Annotated in this window: 20 protein-coding genes; 5 read left to right on the forward strand and 15 right to left on the reverse strand. The window is 32.2% G+C overall.

The window, feature by feature from the left end; genetic code table 11:
* Nucleotides 1-15 precede the first annotated feature (15 nt).
* From rseP to sppA, 10 genes are all read right to left on the reverse strand, one after another.
* A complete protein-coding gene (gene rseP / locus EU98_RS00490; RefSeq protein WP_032516506.1) occupies nucleotides 16-1,095 on the reverse strand; it encodes an RIP metalloprotease RseP in 1,080 nt (359 codons plus the stop codon).
* Between the two features lie 9 nt (nucleotides 1,096-1,104).
* Nucleotides 1,105-2,382 carry a serine--tRNA ligase gene (gene serS / locus EU98_RS00485; protein WP_032516507.1) on the reverse strand — a complete coding sequence of 426 codons (1,278 nt, stop codon included), beginning with the start codon at nucleotides 2,380-2,382 and terminating at the stop codon, nucleotides 1,105-1,107.
* A gap of 124 nt (nucleotides 2,383-2,506) precedes the next feature.
* Nucleotides 2,507-3,973, reverse strand: coding sequence for an AAA family ATPase (locus tag EU98_RS00480; RefSeq protein WP_032516508.1), 1,467 nt, complete (start codon nucleotides 3,971-3,973; stop codon nucleotides 2,507-2,509).
* Nucleotides 3,974-3,989: 16 nt separating this feature from the next.
* Nucleotides 3,990-5,132 carry a membrane protein insertase YidC gene (gene yidC / locus EU98_RS00475; protein WP_032516509.1) on the reverse strand — a complete coding sequence of 381 codons (1,143 nt, stop codon included), beginning with the start codon at nucleotides 5,130-5,132 and terminating at the stop codon, nucleotides 3,990-3,992.
* 71 nt (nucleotides 5,133-5,203) lie between these two features.
* A complete protein-coding gene (locus EU98_RS00470; RefSeq protein ID WP_032516510.1) occupies nucleotides 5,204-5,617 on the reverse strand; it encodes a PH domain-containing protein in 414 nt (137 codons plus the stop codon).
* Nucleotides 5,614-6,000 (reverse strand): ribonuclease P protein component, encoded by a 387-nt coding sequence (locus EU98_RS00465; protein ID WP_032516511.1) that lies wholly within the window; start codon nucleotides 5,998-6,000, stop codon nucleotides 5,614-5,616. Before EU98_RS00465 ends, EU98_RS00470 begins: the two co-directional genes overlap by 4 nt.
* Before the next feature lie 12 nt (nucleotides 6,001-6,012).
* Nucleotides 6,013-6,150 (reverse strand): 50S ribosomal protein L34, encoded by a 138-nt coding sequence (gene rpmH, locus EU98_RS00460; RefSeq protein WP_002808184.1) that lies wholly within the window; start codon nucleotides 6,148-6,150, stop codon nucleotides 6,013-6,015.
* A gap of 30 nt (nucleotides 6,151-6,180) precedes the next feature.
* Nucleotides 6,181-6,759: a DUF2808 domain-containing protein gene (locus tag EU98_RS00455; protein ID WP_032516512.1), complete on the reverse strand. Its 579-nt coding sequence runs from the start codon at nucleotides 6,757-6,759 to the stop codon at nucleotides 6,181-6,183.
* Between the two features lie 70 nt (nucleotides 6,760-6,829).
* Nucleotides 6,830-7,213 carry a chorismate mutase gene (gene aroH / locus EU98_RS00450; protein ID WP_080725825.1) on the reverse strand — a complete coding sequence of 128 codons (384 nt, stop codon included), beginning with the start codon at nucleotides 7,211-7,213 and terminating at the stop codon, nucleotides 6,830-6,832.
* 7 nt (nucleotides 7,214-7,220) lie between these two features.
* The gene (gene sppA, locus EU98_RS00445) at nucleotides 7,221-8,030 is read right to left on the reverse strand and encodes a signal peptide peptidase SppA (protein WP_032516513.1); all 810 of its coding nucleotides are present in this window, start codon (nucleotides 8,028-8,030) and stop codon (nucleotides 7,221-7,223) included.
* Between the two features lie 52 nt (nucleotides 8,031-8,082).
* Here sppA and EU98_RS00440 point away from each other — a divergent pair, with 52 nt between their 5' ends.
* Genes EU98_RS00440 through EU98_RS00430 form a run of 3 tightly spaced genes read left to right on the forward strand, consistent with a single transcriptional unit; the run spans nucleotide 8,083 to nucleotide 11,941 of the window.
* Nucleotides 8,083-9,024, forward strand: coding sequence for a DMT family transporter (locus EU98_RS00440; RefSeq protein ID WP_032516514.1), 942 nt, complete (start codon nucleotides 8,083-8,085; stop codon nucleotides 9,022-9,024).
* A 28-nt stretch (nucleotides 9,025-9,052) separates the two neighbouring features.
* Complete coding sequence (locus EU98_RS00435; RefSeq protein ID WP_032516515.1) at nucleotides 9,053-10,129, forward strand: glycosyltransferase family 4 protein; 1,077 nt, start codon at nucleotides 9,053-9,055, stop codon at nucleotides 10,127-10,129.
* A gap of 6 nt (nucleotides 10,130-10,135) precedes the next feature.
* Complete coding sequence (locus EU98_RS00430; protein WP_032516516.1) at nucleotides 10,136-11,941, forward strand: ArnT family glycosyltransferase; 1,806 nt, start codon at nucleotides 10,136-10,138, stop codon at nucleotides 11,939-11,941.
* Here the strand turns inward: EU98_RS00430 and EU98_RS00425 are convergent.
* The 5 genes from EU98_RS00425 to EU98_RS00410 form a co-directional block, all read right to left on the reverse strand.
* Entirely contained in the window at nucleotides 11,938-12,189 is a 252-nt protein-coding gene (locus EU98_RS00425; protein WP_032516517.1) for a hypothetical protein, read from the reverse strand. The genes EU98_RS00430 and EU98_RS00425 overlap by 4 nt on opposite strands.
* 84 nt (nucleotides 12,190-12,273) lie before the next feature.
* Complete coding sequence (locus EU98_RS0109270) at nucleotides 12,274-13,068, reverse strand: AEC family transporter (protein WP_032516519.1); 795 nt, start codon at nucleotides 13,066-13,068, stop codon at nucleotides 12,274-12,276.
* A 205-nt stretch (nucleotides 13,069-13,273) separates the two neighbouring features.
* A complete protein-coding gene (locus tag EU98_RS00420) occupies nucleotides 13,274-13,498 on the reverse strand; it encodes a hypothetical protein (protein ID WP_032516520.1) in 225 nt (74 codons plus the stop codon).
* A gap of 84 nt (nucleotides 13,499-13,582) precedes the next feature.
* A complete protein-coding gene (locus EU98_RS00415) occupies nucleotides 13,583-13,840 on the reverse strand; it encodes a SemiSWEET family sugar transporter (RefSeq protein ID WP_025881879.1) in 258 nt (85 codons plus the stop codon).
* 16 nt (nucleotides 13,841-13,856) lie between these two features.
* On the reverse strand, nucleotides 13,857-14,591 hold the full coding sequence (locus EU98_RS00410) for an AhpC/TSA family protein (protein ID WP_032516521.1): 735 nt from the start codon (nucleotides 14,589-14,591) through the stop codon (nucleotides 13,857-13,859).
* 140 nt (nucleotides 14,592-14,731) lie between these two features.
* On the opposite strand from EU98_RS00410, the gene fldA reads away from it, so the two are divergent.
* Nucleotides 14,732-15,256 carry a flavodoxin FldA gene (gene fldA / locus EU98_RS00405; protein ID WP_032516522.1) on the forward strand — a complete coding sequence of 175 codons (525 nt, stop codon included), beginning with the start codon at nucleotides 14,732-14,734 and terminating at the stop codon, nucleotides 15,254-15,256.
* Nucleotides 15,257-15,399: 143 nt separating this feature from the next.
* Nucleotides 15,400-16,458, forward strand: coding sequence for a chlorophyll a/b binding light-harvesting protein (locus tag EU98_RS00400; protein WP_032516523.1), 1,059 nt, complete (start codon nucleotides 15,400-15,402; stop codon nucleotides 16,456-16,458).
* The last annotated feature ends 75 nt before the right edge of the window (nucleotides 16,459-16,533 follow it).

Consider the following 16,533-nt stretch of genomic DNA (forward strand, 5'->3'; position numbering starts at 1 on the left):
ATTTTTAAAATTTATTCATTGGTTTAAAAATCTTTGTACTATTAAAAGTTGACTAGTATCTCTAATAATAAGTAATACACTTAGTCCAACCAAAAGAAAAAAACTGGACTGAGTTACAACCATTTGTACCTTAACTGGGACAGGTTTTCCCCTAAAACCTTCAATTAAAGTGAAAACAAGCTGTCCTCCATCTAATAACGGTAAAGGCAATGAGTTGAGTACTGCTAAATTAATAGAAATTAATGCCGCAAATAATAATATCCCTGTACCGCCTTGTTGTGATAGTTGCGCTCCGATTTCAACGATTTTGACAGGCCCACTTAGTTGTTGAGCTGTTGAAGAAAAATTTGTTATTAATCCTTTATAACCTTGAATTGTTTTTACCAAAAGTGAGGAAAACTCTTTATTGGTGTATTTAAAAAGTTCGTAAACGTTTTTTGTCTTTTTAGTTTCTTTTCTTATATTAGGCTGTAATTGAGCGCCTATAGTTCCTTTCCCATCAACATTCTTTGGTATCAAAGTTATATCTTTAAAAATTCCATTTCTCTCGATTTTTATTGAAATTGGGTCATCTGAAGAATTCTGAATCTCTTTTACTAAAGTGGAAACAGCTTGATCCCCTACTCCTAGGGTACGAGTTTCAACATCTAATATTTTATCTCCTGCTTTTAATCCAGCTATTGAGGCAGCCTTGTCAGGTTGAGTTGCTAAAACTAAAATACCCGGTTCTGGATCATATGGAATGCCAATAGTAGATACATTTAAAATTAAAATGATATAGGCAAGGATTAAATTAGCGAATACTCCAGCAGAGATTACAATAACTCTTTGAATTATTGGTCTATTTTTTAAAAGGTTTGGATCTTTAGGGTCGATATTATTCAGTTCTTCATCAGGGAATGAAACAAATCCTCCTAGGGGAAAGGCTCTAAATGAATAAGTAATATCTTTAAATTTTTTCTGAATTATGGAAGGTCCAAAACCAATTGAAAATCCATCAACATATATGCCTTGCAAAATTGCTGCAAGAAAATGACCCATCTCATGAAAAAAAATGAGAAATCCAAGAACTGTTATTGATGTTAAAACATTCATTTTTTTATATTAAGCAGTTTTTAAAAAATTTGATCCAAAGTAAGGAACTAGAGCATCTGGAATCTTAACGCTACCATCTTTTTGTTGACCATTTTCAAGAATCGCAGCCATTGTTCTTCCGATGGCGAGGCCACTTCCATTTAAGGTGTGTAAATATATATTTTTTTTATCAATTTTTGTTCTTATTGAAGATCTGCGTGCCTGAAAGTCTAAACAATTGCTGCAACTCGAAATTTCTCTATAACTTTTACTACTAGGTAGCCACACTTCAAGATCAAAAGTTCTACTAGAAGAAAAGCCTAAGTCTCCAGTACAAATATCTATTAATCTATAAGGAAGGTTTAGCTTTTTTAAAATACTTTCTGCATCAGAAGTTATTTTTTTATGAGCTTCAGTAGATTGGCTTGGATCACAAAACCAATACAGCTCAACCTTATTAAATTGATGAAGTCTTATTAAACCTTTAGTATCCCTTCCATAACTGCCAGCTTCTCTTCTAAAACATGGGCTATATGCAACGTACTTAAGAGGTAATTGCTTGGAATCAATTATCTCATTTTTATGAAAAGCAGTAAGTGGAACTTCAGCAGTTGGAGAGAGCCACAGATCGTCATTAGAGCACTTAAAACTTTCATTTGAGAATTTGGGTAATTGACCAGATCCCCTGAGACTTTCTGAATTTACTAAAGCTGGAGGCATTAACTCTAAATAACCATTTTTACTATGCATATCCAGCATGAAATTAATCAATGCCCTCTCTAGTCTTGCACCATTGCCAATAAGAGTAATAAAACGACTTTTTGATATTTTTGTTGATTTAACGGAGTCAAAAATATTAAGACTTTCGCCTATTTCCCAATGAGATTTAATATTCTCTTTTACTAACGGATCTCCCCAAGTTTTTATTTGTACATTGTCATTTTCATCTTTCCCAACAGGTGCATCTTTACTAGGAAAATTCGGTAAATTATAAATCTCATCATCAACTTGTTTATCTAATAGTCTTTGTTTCTCTTCAAGTTCAGAAATTTTGATTCTGTATTGGTTTCCCCTTTTCTTCAAATCAATTAGTTCTTGTGGATTAGTATTTTGTGATTTCCCAATTACTTTACCGATTAATTTGCTTAATTTTTTACTTTCAGATTGAATGCTTGAGATTTCTATGTCAATTTCTTTTTTTTTAACAGTTAATTCGTGTATGTGGGATATCTTATAGATTTTCCCCCTTAAGGATAAATTATCTTCAACGGAAGTTGGATTTTCTCTTATTAATTTTTGATCTAACACACTTTTTTTTTTATACCTTAATTAAGATAGTTAAAAACTATTCATTATTAGGGATTTTTGATGAAAAATTAACTTAATTAATGTTTCCTAACTTATGAAATATTCTTCATAAAGAATATTTCAATTAGGACGCAGAACGAGCTCTTCCTGTAGATGACCATGCTTTTAGTAAATCAATTTGCTCTTTAGCAGTTCTTGATAAAGGAACTAATTCAGAAACTGCCTTTATTAAATCTTTCTCCATAAGTTCTCTATTTTCAGAGAATGAAATATGCATGCCCTCTATAACTGCTTGTTCAAGTTCTGCACCCGAGAATCCATCTGTTCTGTCTATTATTGTGGTAAGAGGAAAACTGTAATTTGGTCTTCTTTTTTTTAAATGCAAATTCAGGATACTTAATCTTTCTTCGGAATTTGGTAAATCAAGAAAAAATATCTCATCAAATCTACCTTTTCTTAATAATTCTGCAGGAAGCTTATCTATAGCATTAGCGGTAGCTATGACAAATACGGCGGATTCTTTTTCGGCCATCCAAGTTAGCAAACTTGCCAAAACCCTTTGACTTGTTCCTCCATCACTTCTAGCATCGCCACCAAAGCCCTTGTCAATTTCATCGATCCAAAGGATACAAGGTGACATGGCCTCAGCTCTTAATATTGCTTCTCTTGTTCTTGCCTCGCTTGATCCAACAAGACTAGAAAATAGTCTTCCAACATCTAGCCTAAGCAACGGCATAGACCAACTCTTAGAAATTGATTTTGCCGTTAGCGATTTTCCTGTTCCTTGAGCTCCAACGAGTAAGACTCCCTTGGGAATAGGTAATCCATAGTCTCTAGCTTCTTTAGAAAAGGCCCTGTATCTTTGATTAAGCCAAACTTTTAAAACATTTAAACCACCAATATCATCTTGATTTGATTTAGTTTCGAAAAATTCTAAAATTTCACTTCTGGCGATTACTTGTTTTTTCTCTTCAAGAATATCTTTAATATCTTCTTTACCTATTTTTCCCCTTTGAGCAAGAGCCTTTGCAGTTACTTGCTTTACTTTTATTTCGGTAAGACCGCTTGAAGCTATAGAAAGTTCATTTAAGTCTTGTTCCTCTAGATTTGAATTGGTATTAATAGCAATTTGTTTTATTAGATTTTTCAATTCTCTTTGATCAGGTAAAGGTAAATTTACAATTGCCATTAATTCATCTAACTCTTCTGATGATGGAAATAAATGAGAACTAATAATTAAATTATGACTAGTTTTTTTTAGCGCTAAGGATAGTTCTTTAATAGTTCTATTGATAGATGGATCATCATAAAATTTATGAAAATCTTTAACTAATAAAACTGTTGAAATTTCAGAATTTAGTTCTTTAAGCCAATTAAGTACTCCTAACGGATTGTTAGAAAATTTACTTTCTTCATTTATTAATCCTTTAATACCGCTAACACAATCCCAGGAAATGAATCTTTTTATATTTAGTCTTTCACAAGATAAATTAACTAATTTTTCTAATCTTTCCTCTTCTTTAGTCCTAATCCAAATTAATGAGGTTCTTGATTTTATAAGTAGTTCTAAATTTCTACACCAAGAATTCATTATTTAAGATATAAAATTATTTTTTATTGTTAGGTTCAAAAGGTAATCTTTTATCAGAAATAGTTGTGGCAGGAGTATTTATCACTTCATTTTTAGCTAACATTTGTTGATCTAAAATTTTTTGCAGATTATCAGGAAGTGATTCTTTATTAAGTAGAAAAGTCTGAAATGCTTGGAAAATATTAGCAACGACCATATAGAGTAAGACTCCAGCTGGTAGTGGGAAAAACAAAAACATTCCAGTTATCATAACTGGTGTAATTTTATTCGCTGTTGATTGCTGTGGATTCGCAGGCATCCCCTGACTTGATAAAACTTGAGAGAGGAGTAAGGTTAATCCAAAGGCACCAACTAATGCAGCAATATCCCAATTAATTGCCCCATCTACATAAAAACCAACTTGACCAAGAGCTTTAATAAATAAAAAACCACTTTTAGCCGCTAGTCCAGGAATTTTTGCCTCGATTGTTGCATCACCAGGTTTAATTGCTGTTACTGTACCGTCTTGAGAAACTTTAAGATTTTCGGATCCTTTAGAAACCTTCCAAGTGGGTAGGAATTTAGATCCGTTTTCGTAATTAGATAAAACATCTGAATAGGTATTGCCATTTGTTGTTTGTAAATTTACCTTTATGGATTCTTCTGCTCCTAATTTTGTTCCACTAGGAATAGTAGCTACTACTGGAAAATGTGATTTTTCTGTAATAAATATAGAGTGTCGTGGGGATTTGTAAGGTTTTGGGTCAATAGCTGCTACTTGATCCTGTGGGACGACCTTGAGGTTTATGTTATAGGGTACATCAGCGAATGGAGAGCCTCTTAGGGTTGCAAATAATGCAAATAGCACTGGCATTTGGACAATCAAGGGAAGGCAACCTGCGAGGGGGCTGCCAAATTCGTTCATTAATTTTCCAAGTTCTTCTTGCTGTCTCTTTGGATCACCTGAAAACTTAGATTTTATTTCTGCTTGCCTTTTTTGCATTACTGGTTGGGCAATCTTCATCCTCCTAGCACTTCTAATGGAACCAGCGCTTAGAGGGAAAAGTGCAATTCTAATTACGACTGTCAATGCAACAATCGCTAAACCATAACTAGGGACTAAACCGTAGAAGAAATCTAGAATAGGGATAAGTAGTTTTTCAGAAATGAACCCTATCACGATATTAAAGAGAGTGTAATTTTACTAAACATTTATTTTACAGGAAAAAGAGATTTTTGTAATTAATTTATTTAGGATTTAGTAGCAAATCCTTCTACCTCGTTGAGATTTGGAATTTGTGATCTTACGTTTATATTCTCTTCAATAAATCTTTGTTTTTCTCTGAATAAAGGCAATGATTTCATTTCAACTTTTGATCCATCGTTAAGGATAAGAACCATGTCACCATATGAACCGAATCCCCTTGGTATAGATCTGATTTCTTCAATGTTATTTAATGAGACTTGAGTTTTGTTTTTACCAAACCAGCCACCATCAATTGTTATTCTTTTGTTTGTGATTTTATATCTCAACCATAATGCTCTGACTATTGCCGCAAAGGTAAATGGCAAACCAAGTATAGTTATTCCTGCAAGTAGATTTATTATTAAATCGCTTCTAGCAGGACCACCTTCATAAAAGGTTACTTCATTCATGTTAATCATTTGATTAGACGAGATTTGTACATTAAGTTTTGAAATTCCTCCAAAAGTCTACTTTTATCATTGCAGAAATCCCCAAACTTAAGGTTAACAAGTAACCAATAAGGTTTGTGGTTATTAATTTTTTGAATGTTTGTTAATAACCATTCTTGCAGAATTCTTCTTAATTTATTTCTTTCAACAGCTTTTTTTGAAACTTTTTTGCTAATTGCAATTGCAACTTTAAACTTGTTTGAGGTATTTGTGAATTTATGGGTTAAGAGTATTGCTGGATTTGATCTTGCAACTTTAAATGTCATTAATTTCCCATGATATGTTGTGGAATTTTTGTGAATATAATTAAAAGTCCTGTGACCTTTTAAACGCATATCCCGAGGTAAGGCCATTTAAATTCGAATTTATACAGCTATTCTTTCTCTTCCTTTTTGTCTTCTGCTTTTAATAACTCTTCTACCTGTATGAGAACGCATTCTTACTCTAAAACCTGATACACGTTTTCTTTTTCTTGAAGTTCCGCCAAAAGTTCTTTTAGTCATTTGTTTAATTATCCTTATCTAATTTATCATTTAATCGATCACTATAGTCCAGCTTCCTAAATAACTTGAAAATGATTTTCCTTTAGGTTGCCCAAATGAATGAAATTGATATAAACCTGATTTTTTTGGATTAAAGACTTTTAAGACAATTGCATAACTTGCTTTATTAGAGGGAATTGGGCTGTAAGGATAAATATCTAGGGACCGTAAGCCTGATTCATCAGTATTGATTTCGATATCAGCTGGAATGTCTTCTAAACATTTAGTTCTACTCTCAAAACCACCTATTTTTACTTTGCAAAAACTAATTTTTTCTTTTTTTATAGTGGATTTAAAGGTCTTGGGAATTGCTAAATTAATTTTTAAGAGATCAGTTTTTCTATCAGATGGCCTAAAGAAAAAATAAATTGTATTTCTAAATCTCCTTTTATTTTCCTTTTGAAACCACTTTAATCTTCTATAACTATCGTCTTGATCCCACTGGAATTCCAACCCCGCTTTAGCATCTTGGATATTTTTAAAAAAAGGTGTTAAAACTAAAATTGTAGGGATAATAAGAAATCTTAAAATTCTAAGATTTAAAGTATGTTTCTTTTTGATTTTTAACATTAAGGGAATGAAATTAAAAGGTTGTGTTCGTGCTATTCAAATTTAAAGCAGCAAAATAATTTCACTAAGGTTAACATCTATCTGCCCTTAATTTTGCAGCGCCATTTAAATAAGGGTGTTTTATTGCATAATTTGGTGGCAATAAAACTTGAGCCATTATTCTTATACAAAAATCAACATCATTGGGTACGTGCATTTGTTGGCAGTCTAAAAAGGCAACTGAATCAAGTCCATTACATTTCCTTGCAATTGAGGCTGGGAAACATGCACTTAAATCTTTTGTCGCTGTGAATGTAATTGATAGTATGTTCGTCTTAATTAGACTATTACGTGAGATTAATTCATCAATTAATTCCACTACGGCAAATTCTATTTCCCTAACAGAATTCCCAGATGCTGTCGTAGCTCCACGAATAAATGTAATTTTATAATCATCTTTCATTTTTTCAGGCATACTCGATTTAAGGCTTGTATAACCAAAGTATTTTATTGGATGAGTCAAACTCAAAAAAGATATTTTTGATAATGTTCTCAATCATTCTGCTTCCAGGAATAAGTCCAAGTAATTTTTTTTTCTTCTTCCCAAATGTTAAGGGCTGAATTTTAGGATCGATATTAACCATTTCTGCAGCTAGCTCCCTTGCAACAAATTCATCTCCAACCTTATCCACAAGACCAAGTTCGAGTGCTTGTGTTCCAGTGAAAATTCTTCCATCAGCAAATTTTCTTACTTCCTCAACAGGTAGATTCCTCCCTTCAGCAACAGCTTCAGTAAATTGTTTATAACTTTCATCTATAAGCCCTTGGAGTAGACCTCTACCTTCCTCACTTAATGGTTTATCTGGAGAAAGTATGTCTTTAAAAACACCGCTTTTAACAGTCTCAAATTTAATGCCGATTTTATCTAATAATTCAGATAAATTATTTCCTCTTATAATCACACCAATAGATCCTGTAATTGTTCCTGGATTAGCAACTATTTTGTCTGATGCAACACCAATGTAAACGCCTCCTGATGCGGAGATGTTCCCAAAACTAGCAATGACTTTACATCCTTTATCTTTTATTCTTTTAATAGCAGAGTATATCTCTTGGCTATCCCCAACAGTACCCCCTGGAGAATCAATTCTCACGATTAAAGCAGGAAATTCTCTATCTTCAATTTGTTTAAGAGCTTTAAGGACTGAAATTCTTGTTGAACTTGTAATAGGCTCATCAATTACTATACGAGCTATTCTTTTTTTTGACTTTCGTCTAAAAGGCCAAATCATTATTTTAAGGTAAATTCATGAAACTACTTTAAAAAGATTATCAGCAGACCTAATGAATTCAATCCTAAATTGGTTTTTAATGATACTCCCTTTTGCACTTTGGGGTACTTCAATGGCGGCAATGACTCCTTTAGTATCTAGTGCTGGGCCAGAGTTTGTGGCTTCATTAAGATTACTTCCTGCAGGGATTCTTGTTCTAATAACAACATATTTGTTTAAAAGAGATTTAAAAATTTATAAGTGCGATTTGAAATGGTTTATTGTTTTTACGATTGTTGATGCCACTTTTTTCCAGTTGTTTTTAACTTATGGTATTGAAAAAACTGGAGCAGGTTTAGGTTCTGTCTTAATTGATTCTCAACCCCTTTTGGTAGCTATTTTAGCTCGGGCAATTTTTGGGAATTTAATTAACCCAATAGGATGGTTAGGACTACTTTTTGGCTTGGGAGGAATAGTATTTTTAGGAGTTCCACAAGAAATCCTAGGAAATTGGTGGTTAATGTCTGATAAGTCTATAAATGACGTTGTTTTTAACTTTGGAGAACTTTGGATGCTTGCAGCCTCTCTCGCTATGGCACTAGGAACAATCTTAATTAGATTCACTTGTACTAAAAGTGATCCAGTGGCAGTCACAGGTTGGCATATGGTTTTTGGGAGTTTGCCCTTAATTATTAAGCACTGCTTACAATCAAATTTCGCAATAATTCCAAATTGGTCAATATTTGATTGGGGACTTATGTCATTTGCAAGTATTTTTGGAGGGGCAATAGCTTATGGATTGTTTTTCTACTTTGCTAATAATAAAGAAATAACTGGATTTAGTACTCTTGCATTTTTAACACCTGTATTTGCTCTTCTCAGTGGAGGTGTTTGGTTAGATGAAAGACTCACTATTGTGCAGTGGATAGGAGTGGTTTTTGTTCTTATCTCAGTATTTTTTGTTAGCCAGAGAAAGAGTTTATGGGAAAATAAATTTTCTGATACTACTATTTAATTAGTTTCTTTTTGTAAAAAGTCCAATAATGCGAATAGTTTTGATTAGTACTCCAATAGGATTTTTAGGGAGTGGTAAAGGTGGTGGAGTTGAATTAACTTTAAATTCATTAGTTTCAGGTTTAATTTCTTTAGGTCATTCTGTTGAGGTTGTAGTTCCAAAAAATTCCAAGTTACATGAAAGTAATGTAAAAGTAAAATTACATTTTGTGGAAGGTGAAGATCAAATTAGTTGGCAGCATCAAAATTATAATTCGCCCGTAAGTATCCCAGACAATTCTCTTTTAGCAGGAATGCTTGAAAAGGGATTAGATATCGCTAAACATGCAGATGTATTGTTGAACATGTCCTATGATTGGTTGCCAATCTGGATGACTCTAAATTTAGAGATACCCATTGCACATATTATAAGTATGGGTTCTGAAAGTTCAGTAATTAGTAATTTAATCTCTAAGGTATATGATAAATATCCAAATAATTTTGCTTTTCATTCGAAAATGCAAGCTAATGATTATCCATTCATAAAACAACCAACAATTATTGGGAATGGGTTTAATTTAGATAATTATATTTTTCAAGATTCAGTTAAGGGACCCTTAGCATGGGTTGGAAGAGTAGCTCCAGAGAAAGGTTTGGAGGATGCAGTTTATGTGGCAAATCAACTTGGCGAAAAATTAAAAGTTTGGGGATTTATAGAAGATGAGATGTATGCTTCAAAGATAGAAAGATCATTCCCTCAAGGAGCTATAGATTGGAGGGGTTTTTTATCAACTGATGAATTACAAAAAGAACTTGGTAAATGCAGAGGGTTGCTAAATACTCCGAAATGGAATGAGGCATATGGGAACGTTATTGTAGAAGCTTTAGCCTGTGGGGTTCCTGTTGTAGCTTATAAAAGGGGAGGACCTAGTGAAATTATTCAGCATGGCCAAACAGGTTATCTTGCTGATCCTGATGATAAAAAAAATATGCTTTCATATGTAGAGATTATTGAAAAAATTAATCGTCAGAAATGTAGAGAATGGGTAGAAAAAAATGCCTCCGCAGATATATTTGCTAACAAGGTTGTGAACTGGCTTAATAAGGTAATGCATGAATATAAATAATATTTAATGATTCTTCTTAACTCAAAAAAAAGGCTTACAACCCAATTAATAATTTTAGTTTGTGGGATCATTATATTTATCTTGGGTTTAGGCTCTACAGGCTTGGTGGATGAAACTCCCCCTTTATTTGCAGCTGCAGCAAGGGCTATGAGTGAATCTGGTGATTGGATAACTCCAAAAGTCAATGGAATATTCCGTTTTGATAAGCCTCCACTGATATATTGGCTAATGGGTTTTTTTTACTCATTACCGAAAAACGAGATTTGGGATAGTTTAGGGACTCTCTCAGCAAGACTCCCTTCAGCTTTGGCTTCATTATTTTTAATGTTGATCATTGGAGATACGTTGTTTTGTTGGCCACAGAAGAGTGATAGGCAATTCCTCACTCCCATAGTTGCATCATTAAGCTTTGCTCTTTCTCCACTAATAATTATTTGGAGTAGAACTGCAGTGAGTGATTCCCTTTTAACTGGAACCCTAGGGATTAGCCTGCTTTTGTTTTGGAGAAGAATGGCAAGTGAAAATAATGATCAATGCATCTCATCTTGGGTATTTTTAGGTTTTGCAATTTTAGTTAAAGGACCTGTTGCATTTGTTTTGGCATTATTTACTATTACGTCTTTCTTGTTTTGTCAGAAGAATTGGAAAAAGCTGCTAAGTAAGATAAATCCTAAGAAAGGTTTTTTAATAACAACACTAATAAGTGTTCCATGGTACATATTAGAACTTCTAAAAGAGGGAAAGCCTTTTTGGGATAATTTTTTTGGTTACCATAATTTTCAAAGATATACCTCAGTTGTAAATAATCATGCAGAACCATTCTGGTTTTTTCTTTACATAATGATATTGGCTTCGTTACCATTCACCCCTTTTTTGATTCATGGGATACTTAAAACCTTTAAGGATTTCTTTAAAAGTTCTAAAGAAAGTTGTGATGTCACTAAAACCCTTTATACATATTCTCTATGTTGGTTAACTTCAGTTTTAATCTTCTTTAGCCTTTCTGCAACGAAACTACCTAGCTATTGGTTGCCAGCAATTCCAGCTGCGGCATTAATAACAAGTAATAGCTTTATAAGTTTAAAAAATATAAATAAAAGTAATTTATATTTCTGGATTTTTAATATTTTAATTTTGTTTGGGTTCTCATTAGCATTCTTTTTCTCGAATATTTGGTTGAGTTCGATTAATGATCCCGAAATGCCCAATCTTGCATCCGAACTTATAAGCTCAGGAATTATTTTCAAAGCTAAATTGTTCTTCTCTTCATTTACCCTTCTTGCAATAATCTTATTATTTTTAAAATCTAGAAATATCCTTCTTTATCTCCAAATTTTACTTTTAATTGGGCAATCTTATTTGATGTCGCCAATTAGAAAATTAGCCGATACATCAAGACAATTACCCCTAAGGAATATCTCAAAATTAATTTTAGATATTCGCGAGGGAGGGGAAACTTTAGCAATGGTTGGGATAAGAAAACCTTCATTACATTTTTATTCCAGACAAATAGTTTTTTATGAACCAAACACTGAAGAGGGATTAATTAATCTGTCAGAAAGGCTAAATACTGATAAGAGAAAGAATTATGAGGATCAACCCGATTATGAATACAAATCTTTATTGGTCGTGATAGATGATTACTCTACCCGCCGACAACAATGGTCAAAGATTAATCATCAAAAATTGGGCAAATTTGGGATTTATAATTTATGGCGAATTCAAAAAAGTGAATTAAATAAGTATTCGAGATTTTTAGTTAAAAGTGGTTATAAATCTGACTGGAAAAATAGAAAAGTTGAAAAATTTTAACAAAGTCTTTTTTTAAGAAGAGCATTTTTTAAATCATCAATGCTGCACTTGCTTGGGATATCAATCTTATTTAAATCTTCCATTAATTCAAGATCGATGACAGAATCTTCGGCTAAAAAACTAAAAACTTCATTAATGCTTATTCCCATATCTCGAGCCATCTCTGAGATAAGCCTTAGAGTATCCCTCCTCACAGAAATCCTTAGATCTAAAGGAATATATTCATTTTCAGGGTTTGCTGACTTCATAACCTAAATCTTAAGACATTATTTAGTTATCAGGATATAATCTTTACAATATTCATTAATCATGCTCCTAATATTAGTTTTCATTCAAGTTGTTTGAATAAATAAATTCATAAACATTTTTAATAGTGGAACTGTAAATATTGAAATTAAGGTTGTAGTAAAAAGAATTTTTGAAGCTATTTTTTGTTTAACACCATAAGCCTCTGCCATTAATATTGTGGATATTGCCGTTGGGGTTGCTGCCTGAAGAATTACTGCAGATGATTGATAGAAGTTAAAATTTAAGAATTTGCATACTAAAAAAATAATAAGTGGAAGAATAAATAACTTTAATAAAATTGAAAATTTAATTTCTTCATTTAGATCCAAAATCTTCTCATTTTGATTTGTGATTATTCCAAGTCTTGTTCCCACAATTATAATTGCCAAAGCAATAACTATCTTTGCAGGTATCCAAAGATAATTGCCTAAAATTTCATCTATTTGCAAAAGATATGCAAGAAGTACACCAATAATCCCTCTTGATGCAGGGCTATTTATCAATGCATTTAATAGTCCTTTGATGTTAGGGATATTCTTGTTTTTGGATTTTTCTTGGAGAAAAAAAGGTCCAAATATCCAAGCGAAAAGTGTTGTACCTAAATCAAATCCAATAGTGAAATTTATAGTTGTTGAAGGTAGAAGAGCTAGCGCAATTGGTATCCCAAGAAATGATGTATTGCCTATTAGGCCTGCTAGCTGAAATGTGTAATTTGGAAGCCTATTCTTTAATATTGGGATTATATTTATTAATGTGATTAAAATTCCAATTGCAGAAAATGCTAAAAATGCACTTTTAATTAGGTTTATATCTATACCTTCCTTTAATAACAGGCCCATTACACTTAATGGAATTCCAAATCTTATTAGAGGTCTTGCTATGTATTTTGAAATCTTTGGATTCTTTTTACCTAAAAGAAAACCAAAGATTAAAAAAGGTATAATATTTATAAAAAGAGAGTAGATGGTATTAATTAAATATTTATTAAAGCAATATTAACTCGCCACAGTACAGTCAAAAAGTATTTTATTAAAAATTCAGAATTTAAATTATTTTCCAGATCGCTTTGTCTGGAATTAGAGGAGATTTATATAAATTTTCTGGTTCTTTAGTCAAAACTCTCCATGTAGGAACCCGACAAGTTACGTAAGCGGGACTTTCTATTAAAACTCCAGGGTTCTCATCAAAAGTACATGTAAAACCTTCTTTCCAATATCCACCATTGTTAAGGCTTCCTTTAAACCAAACCCAGCATTTTGAAGATTTCAAGATCAGTAAATTTTTTGCTCTATCTTAATCAAGATTTAAGTAATAAATCTAAAGTTTATTATTTTTAAAAAAAAATTTATTCATTTAATTTTTTGAAAAATATATTTTAGAGATTAATATCAATAAATTTAAGATCAGGGTAATTAAATTTGCTATCAAAATTGGTGTAGAAGAAATTTTATAACCGTAAATAATCCAAGACAAAACACCGATAATAAACATTATTAATGTTGTTAAAGAAACATCATCGGCCTTTTTTGTTTTTAAAGTTTTTATCAATTGAGGTAGAAATGCTGCTGTTGTTAAAATTGCGGCAAAATATCCAAATATATCTACATTCATAAAAATATTTAAAAAACTATTCTTTAATTAAATCAGTCAAAAATCCCAAGGGATCCCTCATGTTTGGTGAATATCCAAGCACATCTTTTGAAAAAAATTTATAAATAATTTGATTTTTATTATTCAATAGAAAAGAAGCACTTCTTTGAGGAAGGTATTCTTCATTTGTAATGTAATCACTCCAATTTTGAATTATTTCATTCATATTATTTAATCTAAATGTTGCTAATTCAAATGGTCTCAGATAACCATCCCCGAAAACCTTTTTAAAAGAATTACCTGAAAATTTTAAAAATTTTAAAATATCAATTTTGTCAACTTCTGAATAGATTGCCTTAGCTTTTCGGTCGCCGGTATAACCTCTAATAACTTCTTTAATTGTTTTAAAAGAATTTATCCCTGATAACATCAAAAGCATATTGATCCAACCTCCTAAACCAATATCTAATCCTCTTGAGACTTTGAGATTATTATGGATTTGATTATCAGAAACAACTATTACATTTTCCTTTTGAAATCCAGTAAATTTACAAAATCTTTCTTTTCCTTTTTGGCTCCCAATAGCAATTGCAAAAATATCTAAATTTTTATCTTGATTATTATCGATAAAACTTTTCAAATTTATTGCATATTCAAAGCTATCAAAATCTCCCAATAAACCAAATAAAACTATTAATTTGAATTTTTTATGCCCATTAAAGTTGAATTCTTCAATAAGATTTTTAATATCATTTTGAAATTTGTCAGTCACGATGGTTTAAATAATATGTAAATTATTCTCAAAAAATTTTTCTTACCTTGATTAGTATAAAATTTTACATGAAAAAGTTTTTAAAGAAATTAATTTAACGTTTTTAGATTTTATTATTTTAATGTAAACATTTTGAAGTTATGACCGTAGGAATTTATTACGCAACTACAACTGGAAAAACTGAAGACGTAGCTGATCGTCTTCACAACTTTATCTCTTCAGCAGAATCACCTAAAGATGTATCTGATGTGGATGATCTTTCAGAATTTGAAGGTCTTGATGGAATTATCTGCGGGATACCTACTTGGAATACAGGTGCCGATGAAGAAAGATCGGGAACTGCATGGGATTCAATCTTAGAGGATATTGGTGAACTAAGTTTATCAGGAAAAAAAGTTGCAATTTTTGGTTTAGGAGATTCTTCTACATATACAGAAAACTATTGTGATGCAATGGAAGAACTTCATAGTTATTTCATAAAAGCAGGTGCCGAAATGGTCGGTTATGTAGATAAATCTACTTATACTTTTGATGAATCTAAAAGTATTATTGGAGAAAGCTTTTGTGGATTACCTCTTGATGAGGATAGTGAATCTGATTTGACAGATTCGCGACTTGAAACATGGGCTTCTCAGCTTAAGGGTGAAATCCCTTCATTGGCGTAAGCTTTCTAAGATATTACTTCCCCAAGTTGTAACATTTGTTCTTTTGCAATATGTTTTTTTTACATAAGTAATTAAATCTGTAAAGAACATGTAAAAACAATAGCGATAAGCAATATGCTCAATTTGCTGTTTACTTAAATCAAGTGTTACAAACTTACGGAAAATCTGACGTCACCTATGACTGGTTCGCAGGGAATTCTGGTGTTGTTGGCCGTTCAGGTAAATTCATAGCTGCTCATGCAGCCCATGCAGGTCTAATGATGTTCTGGGCAGGAGCTTTTGGATTATTTGAATTGGCCCGTTACGACGCCAGTATCCCAATGGGTGCACAGAAAGCAATTGTTTTGCCTCACCTTGCAGGTATTGGAATTGGTGGTGTTGAAAATGGTGTTATTACAGAACCATACGGAATCGTTGTAATTTGCACATTACATCTAATTTTCTCAGCAGTATTGGGTGCTGGAGGATTATTACATTCCAACAAATTTGCAGGTGATCTTGGAGACTACCCAGAAAATAGTAAGCCACAAAAATTTGATTTCGAATGGGATGACCCAGATAAATTAACTTTTATTCTTGGCCATCATCTAATTTTTCTTGGGCTTGGAGCAATTATGTTTGTTGAATGGGCTCGTATTCATGGTATATACGACCCTGCAATAGGATCTACAAGACAAGTTATTTACAATTTAGACATTGCCGCTATCTGGAATCATCAATTTGATTTCTTAAAAATTGATAGCCTGGAAGACGTTATGGGAGGACATGCTTTCCTAGCTTTCCTAGAAATAATTGGAGGTGTTTTCCATATTTGTACTAAACAATTTGGAGAATATACAGAATTTAAAGGAAAAGGATTACTTGGAGCTGAGGCGATTTTGTCATACTCAGTTGTTGGTGTTTCTTATATGGCTTTTGTTGCTGCTTTTTGGTGTGCTTCTAATACGACTATATATCCAGTCGATCTATATGGAGAACCCTTAAAGCTTCAATTTGAATTCGCCCCTTATTTTACTGATACAGTAGATTTAGGTTCAGGAGCGTATAGCTCAAGAGCTTGGCTTGCTAATACTCATTTTTATTTGGGTTTCTTTTTCTTACAAGGTCATCTTTGGCACGCACTAAGAGCAATGGGATTTGACTTTAAGAAAATTGGTCAAGCTTTTGACAATATTGAAAATACAAAAATTACTCAAAACTAGTTTAATCTAATAAAAAACCTCTCCTAAAACAGGGAGGTTTTTTTTTTGTAGAATTATTCAATATATTCAAAAATT

Source organism: Prochlorococcus marinus str. MIT 9314 (assembly GCF_000760035.1).
Lineage (GTDB): Bacteria > Cyanobacteriota > Cyanobacteriia > PCC-6307 > Cyanobiaceae > Prochlorococcus_A > Prochlorococcus_A marinus_B.